Source organism: Sphaerotilus sp. (genome assembly GCF_031429695.1).
Classification (GTDB): domain Bacteria; phylum Pseudomonadota; class Gammaproteobacteria; order Burkholderiales; family Burkholderiaceae_C; genus Sphaerotilus.
Map to the genome: position 1 here is coordinate 52,781 of NZ_JANPAB010000069.1, position 16,151 is coordinate 68,931.

Genomic DNA, 16,151 nt, shown 5'->3' on the forward strand with positions numbered 1-16,151 from the left:
CGCGTCAACCCTTGATGGCCCCAGCCGTCAGACCCGAGACGATCTTCTTCTGGAACACCAGCACCAGCAACACCAGCGGCACGGTGACGATCACCGACGCGGCCATGATGCTGCCCCAGGGAATCTCGTAGGCGGTGGCGCCCGAGATCATCGAGATGCCGACCGGCACGGTGCGCTTGAAGTCGTCGGTCACGAAGGTCAGCGCGAACAGGAACTCGTTCCACGCGCCGATGAAGGCCAGCAGCCCGGTCGAGACCAGCGCCGGCGCCAGCAGCGGCATGAAGACCTCGAAGATGATGCGCAGCGGGCCGCAGCCATCCATGATCGCCGCCTCTTCCAGCTCCTTGGGCAGGCCGCGCATGAAGGTGGTCAGCATCCAGACCGTGAACGGCAGCGTGAACACCGTGTACGGCACGACCAGACCGATCGAGCGGTTGTACAGGCCCAGCATCTGCATCAGCTCGAACATGCCCGACAGCACCGCCACCTGCGGGAACATCGACACCGCCAGGATCGCCAGCAGCAGCGCGCTCTTGCCCTTGAACTCGATCCGGCCGAGGGCGTAAGCACCGGTGATGGCCATCAGCATCGAGATCACGACGGTGACCGTGGCCACCATGATCGAGTTGCCGAGCTGCGTGCCGAAGGGCTGCTTGCCGTTGAACAGCGCGACGTAGTTGCTGAGCGTCGGCGCATCAGGCAGCAGACTGGTGCTGAACAGCGCGGTGCCGGTTTTCAGCGAGGTGGTGACGGTATAGAGGAAGGGGTAGACCGACATCACGACGACCAGCCCTGCAAACAGGTACAGGACGATCGAGCCCCAGAGTGGACGCTGGTTCATTAGTTCGACTCCTCGTTGAGCTTGACGCGGGCGGCGCGCATGAAGAGCAGCGCGGCCAGGAAGATGATGATCGTCAGCGAGGTCGAGGCCGCCGAGCCGGAGCCCAGGTTGCCGTTGTCGACCATGTCGCGGCGCACGAAGCCGGACATGCTGATGGTGGAGCCGCTGTTGGACGTCAGCACGTAGATCAGGTCGAAGATGCGCAGCGCGTCGAGCAGGCGGAAGATCACCGCGACCATCAGCGGGTGCTTGATCAGTGGCAGCGTCACCTTCCAGAACAGGCGCAGCGGATGGACCCCATCGACGCGCGCGGCCTCATAGCAGTCCTTGGGCAGCGTCTGCAGCGCGGCCAGGATCAGCAGGGCCATGAAAGGCGTGGTCTTCCACACGTCCACGGCCACGACTGTCCACAGCGCATAGGCGGGGTCGGCGGTGAAGGCGATCTTGTGGGCGATGAAGCCCCAGTCGACCAGCAGCTGATTGATCAGCCCGAACTGGTCATGCAGGATCCAGCCCCACATCTTGGCCGACACGATGGTCGGGATGGCCCAGGGCACCAGCACGGCGGTGCGCACCAGCGTGCGGCCCTTGAACTCCTGGTTCAGCAGCATCGCCACGCCCAGGCCGGCCAGTGTCTCCAGGATCACCGAGAAAAACGAGAACTGGAAGGTGTTCTTGATCGACACACCCCAGTCGGTCGCCCAGAAATCCGCCGAAAAGACCGAGAAACCGAAGAGTCCGTATTCGGAGAAGTAGTTGTCAAAGCCGACGTAGTTGTACTCGGCGATGTTGTTGATGTTCGTGTCCGTGAAACTGAACCAGATCGACCGCGCCAGCGGCCAGCCGGCCACCAGCACCATCAGGATCAGCATCGGCGCCAGGAAGGTCCAGGCAATGCGGGTGCGGTTTTTCATGGGGTGTCCAGGAGTGTCCAGACCGGATAAACAGGAACGGGGCGCCGGCAGCCATGGCAGACGCCCCGTCGGGAGCTTTGCCCCTGGCGGGGCACGGTGTCTCGGTCAGACCGAGATCACCGGGTCACCAGATCACCACTTGGCCTTCTTGATCTGCTTGAGCTTGCCTTCCAGCTTCTTGACCGCTTCGGCGCCGGTGGACTTCTTCTCCAGCACGTCGTGCGCTGCGTCCCAGAACGCATTGGAGACCTCCGGGTACTTCAGACCGGTGGCGGTGGCCGGACGGGCGGCTGCGTTGGTGAAGACGTCCAGCAGCTCGACCATGAACGGGTTCGCCTTGGCGATGTCGCCGTCCTTGTACAGGGCCGGGATCGTCGGGTTGTACGAACCACCCACGGCGCGCTTCTTCTGGATGTCGGCGCTGGTCATGTACAGCGCCAGCGAAGCGGCGGCGTCGACGTTCTTGGAGTACTTGTTGACGGCCAGCTGCCAGCCACCCAGGGTGGCGGCCTTCTTGGCGCCCGGGCCGGTGCCGGCAGGCAGTGCGGCCACACCGATCTTGTCCTTGATCGGGCTGTCGGCGGCCTGACCCAGCGACCAGGCGTACGGCCAGTTGCGCATGAACGCGGCCTTGCCGTTCTGCCACACGCCACGGGCGTCTTCTTCGCCGTAGTTCATCACGCCCTGCGGAGCGATGGTGCCGATCCACGAGGCAGCGGCGTCGAGCGCCTTGGCCGCCTGTGCGTTGTTGATGGTGATGTCACCCTTGCCGTCGACGATGGTGCCGCCGCCATAGCTGTAGACCCATTCCAGCGCGTCGCAGGTCAGGCCCTCATACGCCTTGGCCTGGAACACGAAGCCCTGGAAGTCCTTGTCGGTGGCGCGCTCGCCGTCCTGGATCTTCTTGGCCGCAACGGCCAGCTCTTCCCACGTCTGCGGTACCTTCAGGCCGTTCTTGGCCAGCAGATCCTTGCGGTAGAACAGCAGGCCGGCGTCGGTGAACCAGGGCATGCCCAGCAGCTTGCCGTCGACGGTGTTGTTGGCCACGATCGCCGGGAAGTGCTCCTTCTCGACGCCCTTGGAATACTTCTTCAGGTCGACCAGGTGGTCCTTGATGACACCGGGCCACACCACGTCGATCATGATCACGTCGAGGTCCGACGACTTGGCCGCGAACTGCTGGCGCAGCAGGGCCAGGTTGTCGGTCGTGCTGGCCGGCGGGGTGTACATCTTGACCGTGTGGCCGTTCTTCTTGCCCCAGTCCTCGGCGAACTTGCCGCAGAACTCGACGTCGGCAGCGTTGTTGCCGCACGAGATCGTGATGGTGGCAGCGTGTGCGCTGACCAGCCCGCCGAACGCCAGGGCGATGCCCGCGGCAACTTGCTTGTAAGTGATGGACATGATGGCCTGTCTCCTGTTGTCCGTGGCAATTCACGCCACGGACAACAATGTAATTTTCTTACAGCAATCCTAAAACTGGTGAAAACCCTCAGATTTGACGCTCAAAAATTAAGCACCTCAATCGTTTTCGGTGACATCGGTATCGTTTGCGTTCGGTTGCACTCCTCGGGATGCGTCAAATGAACACGAACTCAGGAATCGCATGGCTCTTGAGTTTCAATGTAATTTCATTACCATTCATCACCATGAATCCCAATCCAGCCGCCCTGCCCTATCCCGACGGCCCGCGCCTGCTGGCCGACGTCGGGGCCAGCAACATCCGATTCGCGCTAGAGATGGCGCCGGCATGTTTCGGCAGCACGGCCGTGTTGCCATGCGCAGCGCACGACAGCCTGGCAGCGGCCATCCGCGCGTTCCTTCAGAGCCAGAACCTCGCCAGCGTGCGGCACGCAGCACTCTCGCTGCCCAACCCGATCTCCGGCGACCAGATCAAGCTGACCAACCACCCGTGGGAGTTCTCGGTCGAGACACTGCGGCGTGCACTGGGCCTGCAAACCCTGCTGGCCATCAACGACTACACCGCGCTGGCCATGGGCCTGACACGCCTCGATCCCCACGAGCGCATCCAGATCGGCGGCGGTGATCCGCTGCCCGGTGCCGTGATCGGCGTGATCGGACCCGGCACGGGCCTGGGCGTGTCGGCACTGGTGCCGTTCCAGGACCGCAACGTCAGCCTCACCACCGAAGGTGGCCATGCCAGCTACCCGGCACAGGATGCCGATGAAGCACTTGTCGTCGCCTACGCCCACCAGCGCTACGGCCATGTCTCCGGCGAGCGGCTGATCTCGGCGTCGGGGCTGGAGCTGACCTACGAGGCGCTCGCATTGCGCATCGGCCACCAGCCTGCACGCCGCAGCGCGCCCGAGATCTCGGCCGCCGCGCTGGCCGCCGAACCGGACCCGGTGGCGCGGCAGGCGCTGTCGATGTTCTGCGCCATGCTGGGCACGGCGGCGGGCAATCTGGCGCTGACGCTGGGCGCCCAGGGCGGGGTCTACATCGGCGGCGGCATCGTGCCGCAGATCGCCGGATTCTTCGCGCAATCGGCGTTCCGCGCCCGCTTCGAGGAGAAGGGTCGCTTCCAGTCCTGGCTGGCCCGTGTGCCGACGTGGATCGTCACGGCGCCGCGGGCGGGGCTGCGCGGCGCCTCGGCCATGCTCGACGACCACCTCACCGCCGACCACGGCGCCGGCCCGCTGCTGGTGGACATCCGGGCGTCCATGGACAAGCTCTCGGCCTCCGAGCGCCTGGTCGCGCAGGACCTGCTCTCGGCGCCGCGGGCATGGATGAGCGACTCGATCTCCCGCATCGCCGAGCGCTGCGGCGTGAGCACACCGACGGTGATGCGCTTCTGCCGCTCGCTGGGCTTCAAGGGACTGGGGGACTTCAAGCTGCGCCTGGGCTCCGGCCTGTCCGGCACCACCAAGGTCGCCCACCGCGAAGTCAGCGCCGACGACCCTGCGGCCGAACGGATCGGCAAGATCTTCGACAACTCGATCTCGGCGCTGATCGGGCTGCGCGACCGGCTGCACCCGGCCGTGTTCGAGCGCGCCGTGGCCGCCCTGGCCGGCGCGCGGCGGATCGAGGTCTACGGCACCGGCAGCGCCGCCCTCACCGCAGAGGATGTCCAGCACAAGCTCGGCCGGCTCGGCCTGGCGGCGCTGGCCCGCACCGATGCGCAGCAGCAGAACCTGACCTCGATCTACCTCGGCGCCGAGGACGTGCTGCTGGTGCTGTCGAACTCGGGCGAACTGGACTCGATCAACGAGGCCGTGGCGCGTGCCCGCCACGCCGGCACCGTGGTGATCGCGATGTGCCCGCAGCGCAGCGAACTGGCGCGGCTGGCGGACATCGTGCTGCCGGTCGACCACCCGGACGATGTGCAGGCGCTGGTCCCGATGGTGTCGCGCCTGATGCAGACGGTGATGATCGACGCGCTGGTGAGCGACCTGGCGCTGCAGCGGCGGGCGCAGATCGGGCAGGCGCTCGCCCACCAGGACGACCAGCGCTTCGAGTCGCTCAGCTCACACAGCCGCTAAGCTGCGCGGCACAGTCATCAGACCGCACCGGTGCGCCGGCCCTGGGCGTCGAACAGATGCAGTGCGCCCGGTTTCGGGCTGAGCGTGGCCACCATGCCCGCCTGCCACGGACCCGCCTCTTCGGCCGCCAGCTTCAGGCTGACCGGCTGCTCGACCCCCGCCACCGTCGCGTAGACCAGCACGGTGTCGCCCAGGTGTTCGGTCAGATCGATGCGCGCAGACCAGCCGGACTGGCCTGACGCCGGGTCGGTCGGCACCAGGGATTCAGGCCGCACGCCCACCTGGGTCGCCCCAACCGCTGCCGGATGCCACGCCGCGGTCGCTGCCGGCAGCACGTTCATCTTCGGGCTGCCCATGAACTGCGCGACGAAGACGTTGGCCGGACGCTGGTACAGCTCCAGCGGCGTGCCGACCTGCTCGATGATGCCGGCGTTGAACACGGCAATGCGGTCGCCCATCGTCATCGCCTCGACCTGGTCGTGGGTGACGTAGACCATCGTCGAGCCGAGTTCGCGGTGCAGCTTGGTCAGCTCGACGCGCATCTGCACGCGCAGGCCAGCGTCCAGGTTCGACAGCGGCTCGTCGAACAGGAACACCGCCGGCTTGCGCACGATGGCGCGGCCGATCGCCACGCGCTGGCGTTGTCCGCCGGACAGGGCTTTCGGCGTGCGGTCCAGCAGGTGCGTGATCTGCAGCACCTTGGCGGCCTGCTCGACCTGCTCGCGGGCCTGCGCCTTGGGAACCTTGGCCATCTTCAGGCTGAAGCCCATGTTCTCGGCCACGGTCATGTGCGGGTAGAGCGCGTAACTCTGGAACACCATGGCGACACCGCGCATCGGCGCCGGCAGGTCGTTGGCCACCTGATCTCCGATCTTCAGCTCCCCCGCGGTGATGCTCTCCAGCCCCGCGATCATGCGCATCATGGTGCTCTTGCCGCAGCCCGACGGGCCGACGAAGACCATGAATTCGCCGTCGCGAACGTCCAGATCGACGCCCTTGATCACCTCGACGGCGTTGTCGTAGGTCTTGCGGATATTGCGCAGTGTGACGCTGGCCATGTCGGCCTCCTCGAAACTCGAAAACTCAGTGACTCAGGTGGACGAGCGCAGACTCAACGCGCCCGTGTCCGCATCGACGCACAACGGCATCGGGTCGCACACCGTGCCGGCGAAGGTACCGTCGGTCTGCCAATAGTTGAACGCCATCAGCGCAGGGCCATCGTCGGTCTGCACGATGCGACCGGCATAGCGGCGGCACGGCACATCGCCATCCAGGAACGGCGCCGGCCCGACCCGCCAGGGCCCCAGCGGGTGCTCGGCCATCAGGTAGTGCGTGCCCCAGACCGGTGGCTGGCCGCCGGCGGCGGCGTGGCGCGCGGCGTAACCATTCGACCAGTGCTCGCCCGCGTTGCAGAAGAGGCAGTACCAGCGCCCGCCGATCTCCAGCACCTGCGGCACTTCGAGCTGCCCGAAGTCGCCAGCAAACACGGGCGGGCACAGTGTCCACGTCTGCAGGTCCGGCGAACGCGCCAGACCGATCGCACCGCGGGTGTTCAATTCCTCGCCGTCCGGCACGCGGGCGGTGAAAACCATCAGCCAGCCCGTGCCGTCCGGGTCACGCATCACCCAGGGGTCGCGCATGGCCCGGCCATCCCACGGGCCACCATCCGGCAGCACGTATTCCTCGTACAGCGCGCTGACCGGATCGCCTGCCACGAGGTCCAGCACCAGCCCATCGCCGACCCGCTGCCAGTGGTGGCCGTCCACGCTGGTGGCGTGGCCGATGCGCTGGCGGCGGCCGTTCTCGGCGGCACACGTGCCGGTGTAGAACTGGTGCCAGCCGCCCGCACCGTCGCGCACGACCGAGCCGGTCCACACCGTCTTGTCGTCCCACGCTGGCGACGCAGCCGGCGAGAGGCAGGTGCCCAGGTGGGTCCAGTTCACCAGATCGGTGCTGACCGCGTGGCCCTGCGTCACGTTCCAGTGGCGCAAGGACTCGTCGCCGAGCGCCTTGTCGGCCTTCAGGAACCAGATGTGCCAGCAGGTCTCGTCGCTGGCACCGGCCTCGCCGACGCGGAAGGTCCAGAAATCCCAGATCCATTGGTCTTGCAGTGCAAGCATGGTGTTCAGCTCCCCGGCCTCAGCCCTTGACCCCGCTGCCCATCGCCGACTGGATGAACCAGCGCTGGAACAGCAGGTACACCCCCAGCACCGGCGCCGACATCAGCACCGAGAAGGCCATCACGTCGCCCCAGATAGGGGGCGGCGTGCCGAAGAACTGCGCCAGCGCCAGCGCCACCGGCCGCACCTCCGCCCCGCGCGTGACCATCAGCGGCCACAGGAAGGCGTTCCAGTACTCCAAGCTCTGCAGGATCGCCACTGTGGCGATCGCCGGCAGCGACAGCGGCATGATGATCTGCCAGTAGATCTTCAGGTGCGTCGCGCCATCGAGGAACGCCGCCTCGTCGTAGTCCTTCGGGATCTTGGCGAAGAACTGGTAGAACAGGAAGATCGAGAACGGGTGGGCGATGAAGGGGACGATCTGGGCCTGGTAGGTATCGACCCAGCCGACCTGGTTCATCATCAAGAGCATCGGCACCGCCAGCGCCTCCATCGGGATGATGATCAGCGAGATCACCGCCATCACGATCCAGTTGCGGCCGGGGAAGCTGATCCGCGCCAGCGCATACGCCGCCAGCGAGTTCACGAACACGCCGAAGACGACGATGCACACGACGATCAGCGCCGAGTTCATCAGGTAACGCGGCACCGGCGAGGTGGAGTCGTTCAGCACCTGGCGGAAGTTCTCCAGCGACATCTGCGACGGATCGACCCAGAAGGCGCGCCAGTTGCCGAAGTCGAGCAGGATCTGCTGCTCGTCGGCCTTCAGCGAGGTGGCGACCATCAGCATCAGCGGCGCCAGCACGAAAGCCAGCAGCGCGAGCGCAATGATCATGAGGAACAGGCGTTCGACACGGGTGCTCATTCGACAGCCCTTTCTTCCTTGACGAGGCGGCGCTGGACCAGGCTGATCGCCAGCACGATCAGGAAGAACACCACCGCCGCAGCGGCCGCGATGCCGACCTTGCCCTGCCGGAAACCGGTGAGGTAGATGAAGCGCACCAGCGTGTCGGTGACCCCGGACGGGCCGCCCTTGGTCAGCAGCTCGACCTGGGTGAACAGCTTGAAGGCGAGGATGGTCGTCGTCATCACGACCAGGATGTGGGTGTTGAGCAGGCCCGGCATGGTGATGTGCCAGAACTCGTTGAAGCGGTTGGCGCCGTCAAGCCGGGCGGCTTCATAGAGGTCGGTGTTGATGCTCTGCAGCCCCGCCAGATAGACCACCATCTGGAACGGGAAGCCCTGCCACGCCGACATCAGCACCAGCGCGGGCATGGCGGTTTTCGGGTTACCGAGCCAGTCCACCGGATCGACCAGCCCGAAGGTCAGCGCGTTCAGCAAGGAATTGAAGAAGCCGCTCATCTGGAACAGCGAGAACCAGATCACCGAGACCACGACCATCGAGATCACGGTCGGCAGGAAGTAGATGCCGCGGAACAGTTGCCGCATCGGCAGCTTCGTGTTGATCAGCATCGCCACCGCGAGGCCGAGGCCACATTGCAGCGGCACCACCAGCACGGTGAAGTACGCCGTGTTGAGCAGCGTGCGCACGAAGTCCTCGTTGTCGAAGACGCGGGCGTAATTGCGCCAGCCGATCCACTCGGTCGGCACGTTCGGATTCGGGACCAGTCGCTGATCGGTGAAGGAAAAGGCCACCGTCAACAGGAACGGCAGCACGATGAAAAGCAGGATCAGCGCCAGCGCCGGACTGAGAAACAGCCACGGGCGCAGCGTGGTCTGCTGTCGCACGGCAAGCATGGGGAATCCTTCAAGGACCGGGCCGACAGCGCCATCGCCGCCGGCCCGGTGAAGTCAGGGAATTACTTGCCGAACGGCTTGTAACCCTTGTTGTCGGCGATGTCCTGATCGACCTTCTTCGCCGCAGTGTCGAGCGCCTTCTGGACATCGGTGCCATCGACGGCATCGGCCACCGCCTTGGCAAACGCCGCGGTGATGGTCGGGTACGCCGGGTGAGCGGGACGCGCCACGCTGACCTTGGCAAGCTGGTCGATGTAGAGCGACAGCGGGCCGCCGGCCTTGTACAGCTCGACCTTCGGTGCCGCCGACTTCACGCCCGGCACGCCGCCCATCGCGGTGGCCAGCTCGGCCACGTTGTCGGTGGCCAGCATGAACTCCAGCAGCTTGCCGGTGGCGGCCTGCTGCTTGCTCTTGCTGTTGATCGACCAGGCCCAGCCGCCGTTGCCGGTGACCGCCTTGGCGCCGAACTTGGGCATCGGCAGCAGCACGAGGTCGTTGCCGAACGCCTTGCTGTGCGCCGGCCACATCCAGTGACCAACGAAGGACAGCGCGGTGATCTTCTTGCCGTAGAAGCTGTCGTCGCCTTCGCTGGCCGGGGCCACGTAGCCCTTCTTGACAAAGCCTTGCAGCAGCGACAGCGCCTTCACAGCCGCCGGGCCGTTCATCGTGCCATCGGCCTTCCAGCTCGTGCGGTTGATCAGGTCACCGCCCATCGACTGTACCCAGGGGCTGAAGCCGTAGGTGTACCACTCGCCCTGGCCGTAGTTCAGCTTCACGTCCAGCGCGTACTTCATGCCCGGCAGCTTGGACAGCTTGGCCAGCGCGTCCTCGAACTCGGCGGCGGTCCAGGCGTCATCGACACCCTTCGGAATGCGGACCTTGGCGGCTTCCAGCAGCGACTTGCGGCCCCAGATCGACAGACCCGAATCGCCCTGGCCCAGGCAGTAGATCTTGCCGTCCGGCGGGTAGGTGCCCTGGTTGATCAGCGAGGGCAGCATGTCGCTCAGCGTCTTGGCCGACACCAGGCCGTTCAGCGGTGCGATGTAGCCGGACCAGGCGTAGTTGGCGTAGTTCGGGCCGTCCAGGTCCAGCAGGTCCGGCAGGTTGCCCGAGAGTGCTGCGGCCTGCACCTGCTCGTTGTACGAACCTTCCGGCTGGATTTCCAGCTTGGCGGGCGTGGACGGATTGGCCTTGTTCCACTTCTCGATGAGCTGCGCCATGCGCTCGCGCTCGTTGTCGGCACGACCGCCGTGGTGCCAGACACGCAGCACGTCGGCGGCCAGGGCGGCCTGGGAAGCGGCCAACAGGGCGGCCACGGCCAGCAATTTGGGGCTGAACTTCATCGTCTCACTCCGGGGATAGGTGATTGCTTGGGGATTGCAGAGGCTGAATGGCGCCATTCAATCGCATTACTTGCAGCGCAATCAATTTAACGCAATCGATTTCGGCCTGTCAACGCGGTCTCCCCGGGTACAGGCGCGTAACGAGGGAAACCACGGGGATGGTGGCGGCTGTGGGGCGGCGGTCAGCCCATCAGCGCCACGCCCTTGATCTGGGCGTGCAGCCGGTCGCCGGGCTGGAGGCCCAGCGTGTCGGTGCTGCGCCGGGTGATGCGCGCCAGCAGCCACGCCGCGTCCGGCGCCTCGCCCAGCCGCAGGCGCAGCAGCACGGTGCGCCCCTCGCTGTCCAGCCGCTCCAGCGTCACCGGCAGCACGTTCAGGATGCTGCTGTGCTGCGGCGCGTCACGGGCAATGCTGACATCGCGGGCCAGCACCCGCGCCCGCACCGGCGTGCCCGGCGGCTGGTCGATGGTGCCGAGCCACAGGCTGCCGCCAGGGACGGCAATGCGCGTCAGCCCATAGGGCGTGTCGTGCGCAGCCACGGTGGCCTCCAGCACGGCGCCGGCCTCGTCCTGCCGGCCCAGCGGCAGGTCGGTACGGCTGAACAGTTCGGCCACGCCTCCTTGGGCCAGCACGCGCCCGGCCTGCAGCAGCACGAGGTGGTCGGCCAGCCGCGCCACCTCGTCGAGCGCGTGCGTCACGTAGACGATGGGCAGCGCCATGTCCCGGTGCAGCCGCTCCAGGTAGGGCAGGATCTCGGCCTTGCGCTGCGCGTCAAGCGCGGCCAGCGGCTCGTCCATCAGCAGCAGCCGCGGACTCGTCGCCAGGGCGCGGGCGATGGCGACACGCTGGCGCTCGCCGCCGGAGAGCGTCGCGGGACGGCGGTCCATCAGCACACCAATGCCGAGCAAGTCCACCGCCTGATCCAGCGCGATGCGCCGCTCGCCAGGCGCGATGCGACGCTGGCCGTAGTCGAGGTTGCGGCGCACGTCGAGGTGCGGGAACAGCGCTGCTTCCTGGATCACATAGCCGATCGGGCGCTGGTGGGTCGGCACGAAGACGGTGTCGTTCTGCCAGACCTCGCCGTCGAGCACGACGCGACCCGTGGCGCGCTCCAGCCCGGCCAGCGCCCGCAGCAGCGTCGTCTTGCCGCAGCCCGACGGGCCGAACAGCGCACTGACGCCGCGTGACGGCAGTTGCAACGACACGTCGAGCGCGAAGTCACGCCGCGCCAGCGTCAGCCGCGCCTCGATCACCGCTGCGCCTCCGCTGCGCGGGCCGAACGCTGGATTGCGTACAGCGACACCAGCACCAGCAGCGCGAAAGCCACCATGCCCGCCGCGAGCCGGTGCGCATCGGCGAATTCGGTGGCCTCGACATGGTCATAGACCGCCACCGACAGCACCCGCGTCTGGCCGGGGATGTTGCCGCCGATCATGAGCACCACGCCGAACTCGCCCACCGTGTGCGCGAAGCTGAGCACCGCGCCGGTCAGCAGCCCCGGCCGCGCCAGCGGCAGCGCCACCGAAAAAAACCGGTCCCACGGCCCGGCACGCAGCGTGGCGGCGGCTTCGAGCAGGGCTTCGGGGATCGCCTCGAACGCCTGCTGCAAGGGCTGCACGACAAACGGCATCGAATACAGCACCGACGCCACCACCAGCCCGCCGAACGTGAACGGCAGCCGCCCGAGTCCGAGTGCTTCGGTCATCTGCCCGACCACGCCCTGCGGCCCCATCAGCAGCAGCAGGTAGAAACCCAGCACCGTCGGCGGCAGCACCAGCGGCATCGTCACCAGTGCGCCGACCAACGGTTTCAGCCGCGAACCCGTGCGCGCCAGCCACCACGCCAGCGGTGTGCCGACCAGCAGCAGCAGCGCGGTCGTCACCGCCGCGAGCGTGGCGGTCAGGCGGATGGCGGTCCAGTCAGCCGCGCTCATCCACGTTCGTAGCCATAGGACCGGATCACCGCCTGCGCCGGCTCGCTGCGCAGCCATTGCAGCAGCGCCGCAGCGGCCGGCTTGCCTGCGCCGGTCTTCAGCAGCACGGCGTCCTGGCGGATCGGCTTGTACAGCGCCACCGGCACGCGCCACATCGACCCGGCCGGCGCCTTGCTCGGTGCGCTCACCTGCGACAGCGCGACGAAGCCGAGTTCGGCGTTGCCGGTGGCGACGAACTGGTGCGCCTGCGCGACCGACTCGCCCGTGACGAGCTTCGGCGACAGTGCAGCCGTCAGCCCGCGTACGGCGAGCACCTCCATTGCGGCGCGGCCATACGGCGCTGTCTTCGGATTGGCGATCGCCAGTTTCTGGAACCGACCGGAGGCGAGCACGGCACCCTGCGCATCGACGAATCCTGGCGTGGCGCTCCACAGCACGAGCTGCCCGACCGCGTAGGTGAACGCGCTGCCCGCCACCGCGTGCCCTTCGGTGATCAGGCGCTGCGGCGTCTCGTCATCGGCGGACAGCAGCACCTCGAACGGCGCCCCGGCCACGATCTGGCTGTAGAACTTGCCGGTGGCGCCGCTGGCGAGCTTGAGCGTGTGGCCGGTGGCGGCGGTGAACGGGTCGGCGAGCCGGGCCATCGGGGCGGCGAAGTTGGCGGCGACAGCGACGAGGATTTCGTCGGCTTGGGTGGCGCCGACCACGGCCATCAGACCGAGGCACCCCGCAGCACGGGCAAGTTGGGCAACAGCAATGGGCATCCCCCGAGTCTATGGCCACGGCCCCTCAGAAGGACGACCCGCTCCATGGATTGGCTCCTCCCCCAGCGGGGGGGCGGGAGCAAGACGCGCGACGCTGCAATGGAGGCTTGGTCAGTGGAGCCACTCGGGGAGCACGCCCCGGTGTGCCACCAGCAACTCATCGACCATCGCCCGGATCTGCGACAGATCCAGCGTCGCCGCCGTGTGCGGGTCGAGCATGGCGGCATGGTAGACGTGGTCGCGCCGCTGGCCGAGGATGGCCTCCACCACCAGCTCCTGCACGTTCACGTTGGTGCGCATCAGCGCCGCGAGCTGCACCGGCAAGCGCCCGATGCGCGTCGGCTGCACGCCGTTGTGATCGACGAGGCACGGCACCTCGACTGCGCAGCCGTCCGGCAGGTTGTCGATCAGCCGGTCGTTCAGCACGTTGCCGTTGATGACCCGCGGCTGGCCGGTGACGATGGAATGGATGATCGCGCTGCCGTACTCGACGCTGCGGGTGATCTGGCGCAGGCCGTCGATCATCTGCGCCGCGCCGGCGATCTCGCGGGGCATGACGTGGATGTCGGCGGCACGCAGTTGCGCCAGCAACGCGGCGCTGTCCTGCGAGCCGGGCGTCTGCAGCTCGCGCTCGATGTAGGGCCAGGCGTGTTCGAACACCTGGCAGCGGCCGGGGTATTCGTCGAGCGGGATGTTGAATTTTTTCAGCAGATCCTCGCGCCCTTGCTTGATGAACCACGGCACGTACTCGCTGAAGTGCTCGCTCGACTCGGTCGGGAAATGGCCGAGCTGGCTCAGCATCTCGTAGCGCACGCGGTTCCAGTCGGGCATGCGGCCTTCGCGGTGGATCTCGCGCAGGCGGGGGTACAAGTCCTGTCCCTGGTGCTCGAAGCGCAGGTAGAACGACATGTGGTTGATGCCGGCGCAGTGGTAGTCGATCTCTTCCACCGGGATGCCAAGGTCGCGGGCCAGCTCGGCGGCGGTGTGCTGCACGCTGTGGCACAGACCGACAGTCGGGATGCGCGTGGACGCCCGGTTCAGCGCCCAGGTGATCATCGCCATCGGGTTGACGTAGTTCAGGTGGACGGCGCCATCCGCGCAGACCTCCTCCATGTCGCGCAGCATGTCGAGCATCACGGGGATGGTGCGCAGGCCGCGCATGATCCCGCCGATGCCGAGCGTGTCACCGATGGTCTGCTCCAGGCCGTACTTCTTCGGGATCTCGAAGTCGGTCACGGTGGACGGCTTGTAACCACCGACCTGGATGGTGTTGAGCACGAAGCGAGCGCCGTCCAGCGCGGCGCGGCGGTCGGTGCTGGCGGTGATGACGGGCGCCACACCCAGCGCACCCGCGATGCGGTGCGCGACCTGCTCGGACAGGCCGAGGCGGTGGGCATCGATGTCGTGCAGCGCGATCTCGGCGCCGGCCAGTTCGGGGTAGGACAGCAGGTCGCCCAGCAGGTTGCGGGTGAACACGGTGCTGCCCGCGCCGATGAGGGTGATCTTCAGGCGACGGTTCGCGGCGGTCATGGTGAAACAGCTTTCTGAATGGGGCGTAGAAGAAAAAACCGGCCCGAACGAGACGCTGCGGGCCGGTGAACCTGGGCCGGCGAAGGCCCGAGGAGACAGATGAAGAACCGGTTGGATCGACTGGGTTTACTGCTTGACGGCCACGTTGGCCTTGGCGCCCGCGTCCTTCAGGATCGTCGCCGCGTCACCCTTGCCGCGCAGGATGGCCTGCATGGCGTTGTCCATGATGTCGTTGACCTGCGAGCCGTTGTCGGCGATCGGGGCCAGGAAGGTCTTGCCCTTGGTCATTTCCAGGAAAGCCGACGAATCGACGCCCTTGGCCTTCTGGGCGGCGATGGCCTTCTCCGGCATGCCCTTCACTGCCGGGAACACGACGCCCGCGCTGGCGACGATGTCCTGGCAGGCGGCCGAGCCGAGGAACTTGACCCACTTCCACGCCTCTTCCTTGTTCTTCGAGCCGACCCAGATCGAGTCGGCGAGTCCGTTGAACATGGTGGCGCGCTGGCCGATCGGGCCCTTGGGCAGCGGCACCCAGGCGTAGGGGAACTTCGCGTTGCTGGCGAAGTGCGTGATCATCCACGAGCCTTGCGGGACGATCGCGGCCTTGCCGGCGATGAACATCGCGTCCGAGCCGAGCTTGCTCACGTCCTCGGCGGTGGCGGACAGGCCCTTGCCCGGCAGACCCGCCAGCCAGCCCATCGTTTCGGCCAGCTTCGGATCGTCGTAGTAGAACTTGGCGTCCCAGGGCTTGTCCTGGAACTTGAAGCCGTTGGAGACCGCGAAGTGGCTCCACTCGGTCTGGCCCATCATGCCGCCCGAGCCGGGGTTCTGGTAGCCGTAGACCGCCACCTTGGTCTTGTCGAACTTGGCCGTCGCGGCGCTGTTGCCGGCGGCGTCGGTGGTGAGTTTCTTGACGACTTGCTCGAAGCTGCCGCCGTCCTTGGGGTTCCAGGTCATGTTCTGGAGGTCGGCCGCCGACACGCCCGCCTTCTTGGCGAGGTCCATGTTGACGATCATGCCGATGGTGTCCCAGTCCTTGGGCAGACCGAACTGCTTGCCGCCACGGCCCCAGATGTCGTAGAGACCGGCGGAGTAGATGCCGATGTCCACCTTGTCGCGCTGGATCAGCGGCGTCAGGTCCACGAGCTGGTTGTTCTTGGCGAACTCGGGGTACTTGGCGAGGTGGTTGGTGAACACGTCCGGGGCGGTGCCGGAGATGAAGCCGGTGGAGATGCCGGTCCAGTACTCGTCCCAGCCCTGCTGGGTGATCTTGATGGTGATGTCCTTGTTCGCTTTCTGGAACTCGTTGGCGCAGTTCTGGTAGGCCGGGCGCTGGTTCGAGTCCCACAGGACGTACTTGATCTCGACGGCGTGGGCGCTGCCAGCGGCGGCGAGCAGAGTGGCCACGGCCAGGGCAATTTGACGGTTCTTCATCGACTTGTCTCCTTCAT

14 protein-coding genes are annotated in these 16,151 nt (G+C 66.7%); 1 reads left to right on the forward strand and 13 read right to left on the reverse strand.

Annotated elements, in window-relative coordinates:
- Positions 1-4 precede the first annotated feature (4 nt).
- The 3 genes from RMP06_RS13600 to RMP06_RS13610 form a co-directional block, all read right to left on the reverse strand.
- Complete coding sequence (locus RMP06_RS13600) at positions 5-841, reverse strand: carbohydrate ABC transporter permease (RefSeq protein ID WP_310462319.1); 837 nt, start codon at positions 839-841, stop codon at positions 5-7.
- On the reverse strand, positions 841-1,755 hold the full coding sequence (locus RMP06_RS13605) for a carbohydrate ABC transporter permease (protein WP_310462320.1): 915 nt from the start codon (positions 1,753-1,755) through the stop codon (positions 841-843). The genes RMP06_RS13600 and RMP06_RS13605 overlap by 1 nt, the downstream gene beginning before the upstream one ends.
- A gap of 132 nt (positions 1,756-1,887) precedes the next feature.
- Positions 1,888-3,156 (reverse strand): ABC transporter substrate-binding protein, encoded by a 1,269-nt coding sequence (locus RMP06_RS13610; RefSeq protein ID WP_310462321.1) that lies wholly within the window; start codon positions 3,154-3,156, stop codon positions 1,888-1,890.
- Between the two features lie 245 nt (positions 3,157-3,401).
- On the opposite strand from RMP06_RS13610, the gene glk reads away from it, so the two are divergent.
- Complete coding sequence (glk, locus tag RMP06_RS13615; RefSeq protein WP_310462322.1) at positions 3,402-5,252, forward strand: glucokinase; 1,851 nt, start codon at positions 3,402-3,404, stop codon at positions 5,250-5,252.
- Positions 5,253-5,269: 17 nt separating this feature from the next.
- On the opposite strand, the gene RMP06_RS13620 is transcribed toward glk, so the two are convergent.
- The 10 genes from RMP06_RS13620 to RMP06_RS13665 form a co-directional block, all read right to left on the reverse strand.
- Positions 5,270-6,310 carry an ABC transporter ATP-binding protein gene (locus RMP06_RS13620; protein WP_310462323.1) on the reverse strand — a complete coding sequence of 347 codons (1,041 nt, stop codon included), beginning with the start codon at positions 6,308-6,310 and terminating at the stop codon, positions 5,270-5,272.
- A 33-nt stretch (positions 6,311-6,343) separates the two neighbouring features.
- Complete coding sequence (locus RMP06_RS13625; protein WP_310462324.1) at positions 6,344-7,372, reverse strand: glycoside hydrolase family protein; 1,029 nt, start codon at positions 7,370-7,372, stop codon at positions 6,344-6,346.
- A gap of 19 nt (positions 7,373-7,391) precedes the next feature.
- Complete coding sequence (locus RMP06_RS13630; protein ID WP_310462325.1) at positions 7,392-8,237, reverse strand: carbohydrate ABC transporter permease; 846 nt, start codon at positions 8,235-8,237, stop codon at positions 7,392-7,394.
- The gene (locus RMP06_RS13635) at positions 8,234-9,130 is read right to left on the reverse strand and encodes a carbohydrate ABC transporter permease (protein ID WP_310462326.1); all 897 of its coding nucleotides are present in this window, start codon (positions 9,128-9,130) and stop codon (positions 8,234-8,236) included. Before RMP06_RS13635 ends, RMP06_RS13630 begins: the two co-directional genes overlap by 4 nt.
- Before the next feature lie 62 nt (positions 9,131-9,192).
- Complete coding sequence (locus tag RMP06_RS13640) at positions 9,193-10,473, reverse strand: ABC transporter substrate-binding protein (protein ID WP_310462327.1); 1,281 nt, start codon at positions 10,471-10,473, stop codon at positions 9,193-9,195.
- A 182-nt stretch (positions 10,474-10,655) separates the two neighbouring features.
- Positions 10,656-11,726: a molybdenum ABC transporter ATP-binding protein gene (modC, locus tag RMP06_RS13645; RefSeq protein ID WP_310462328.1), complete on the reverse strand. Its 1,071-nt coding sequence runs from the start codon at positions 11,724-11,726 to the stop codon at positions 10,656-10,658.
- The gene (modB, locus tag RMP06_RS13650) at positions 11,723-12,406 is read right to left on the reverse strand and encodes a molybdate ABC transporter permease subunit (RefSeq protein ID WP_310462329.1); all 684 of its coding nucleotides are present in this window, start codon (positions 12,404-12,406) and stop codon (positions 11,723-11,725) included. The genes modC and modB overlap by 4 nt, the downstream gene beginning before the upstream one ends.
- Positions 12,403-13,170, reverse strand: a complete 768-nt coding sequence (gene modA / locus RMP06_RS13655; protein ID WP_409050172.1) for a molybdate ABC transporter substrate-binding protein — start codon at positions 13,168-13,170, stop codon at positions 12,403-12,405. The genes modB and modA overlap by 4 nt, the downstream gene beginning before the upstream one ends.
- Before the next feature lie 111 nt (positions 13,171-13,281).
- Positions 13,282-14,700, reverse strand: a complete 1,419-nt coding sequence (gene melA / locus RMP06_RS13660) for an alpha-glucosidase/alpha-galactosidase (protein ID WP_310462330.1) — start codon at positions 14,698-14,700, stop codon at positions 13,282-13,284.
- Between the two features lie 126 nt (positions 14,701-14,826).
- Positions 14,827-16,134, reverse strand: a complete 1,308-nt coding sequence (locus tag RMP06_RS13665; protein ID WP_310462331.1) for an ABC transporter substrate-binding protein — start codon at positions 16,132-16,134, stop codon at positions 14,827-14,829.
- Between the last annotated feature and the right edge of the window lie 17 nt (positions 16,135-16,151).

What these genes read in the sequence shown, in the direction of transcription:
- RMP06_RS13600 (WP_310462319.1), bottom strand. Translation starts at nt 841, where the DNA reads ATGAACCAGCGTCCACTCTGGGGCTCGATCGTCCTGTACCTGTTTGCA.
- RMP06_RS13605 (WP_310462320.1), bottom strand. Translation starts at nt 1,755, where the DNA reads ATGAAAAACCGCACCCGCATTGCCTGGACCTTCCTGGCGCCGATGCTG.
- RMP06_RS13610 (WP_310462321.1), bottom strand. Translation starts at nt 3,156, where the DNA reads ATGTCCATCACTTACAAGCAAGTTGCCGCGGGCATCGCCCTGGCGTTC.
- glk (WP_310462322.1), top strand. Translation starts at nt 3,402, where the DNA reads ATGAATCCCAATCCAGCCGCCCTGCCCTATCCCGACGGCCCGCGCCTG.
- RMP06_RS13620 (WP_310462323.1), bottom strand. Translation starts at nt 6,310, where the DNA reads ATGGCCAGCGTCACACTGCGCAATATCCGCAAGACCTACGACAACGCC.
- RMP06_RS13625 (WP_310462324.1), bottom strand. Translation starts at nt 7,372, where the DNA reads ATGCTTGCACTGCAAGACCAATGGATCTGGGATTTCTGGACCTTCCGC.
- RMP06_RS13630 (WP_310462325.1), bottom strand. Translation starts at nt 8,237, where the DNA reads ATGAGCACCCGTGTCGAACGCCTGTTCCTCATGATCATTGCGCTCGCG.
- RMP06_RS13635 (WP_310462326.1), bottom strand. Translation starts at nt 9,130, where the DNA reads ATGCTTGCCGTGCGACAGCAGACCACGCTGCGCCCGTGGCTGTTTCTC.
- RMP06_RS13640 (WP_310462327.1), bottom strand. Translation starts at nt 10,473, where the DNA reads ATGAAGTTCAGCCCCAAATTGCTGGCCGTGGCCGCCCTGTTGGCCGCT.
- modB (WP_310462329.1), bottom strand. Translation starts at nt 12,406, where the DNA reads ATGAGCGCGGCTGACTGGACCGCCATCCGCCTGACCGCCACGCTCGCG.
- modA (WP_409050172.1), bottom strand. Translation starts at nt 13,170, where the DNA reads ATGCCCATTGCTGTTGCCCAACTTGCCCGTGCTGCGGGGTGCCTCGGT.
- melA (WP_310462330.1), bottom strand. Translation starts at nt 14,700, where the DNA reads ATGACCGCCGCGAACCGTCGCCTGAAGATCACCCTCATCGGCGCGGGC.
- RMP06_RS13665 (WP_310462331.1), bottom strand. Translation starts at nt 16,134, where the DNA reads ATGAAGAACCGTCAAATTGCCCTGGCCGTGGCCACTCTGCTCGCCGCC.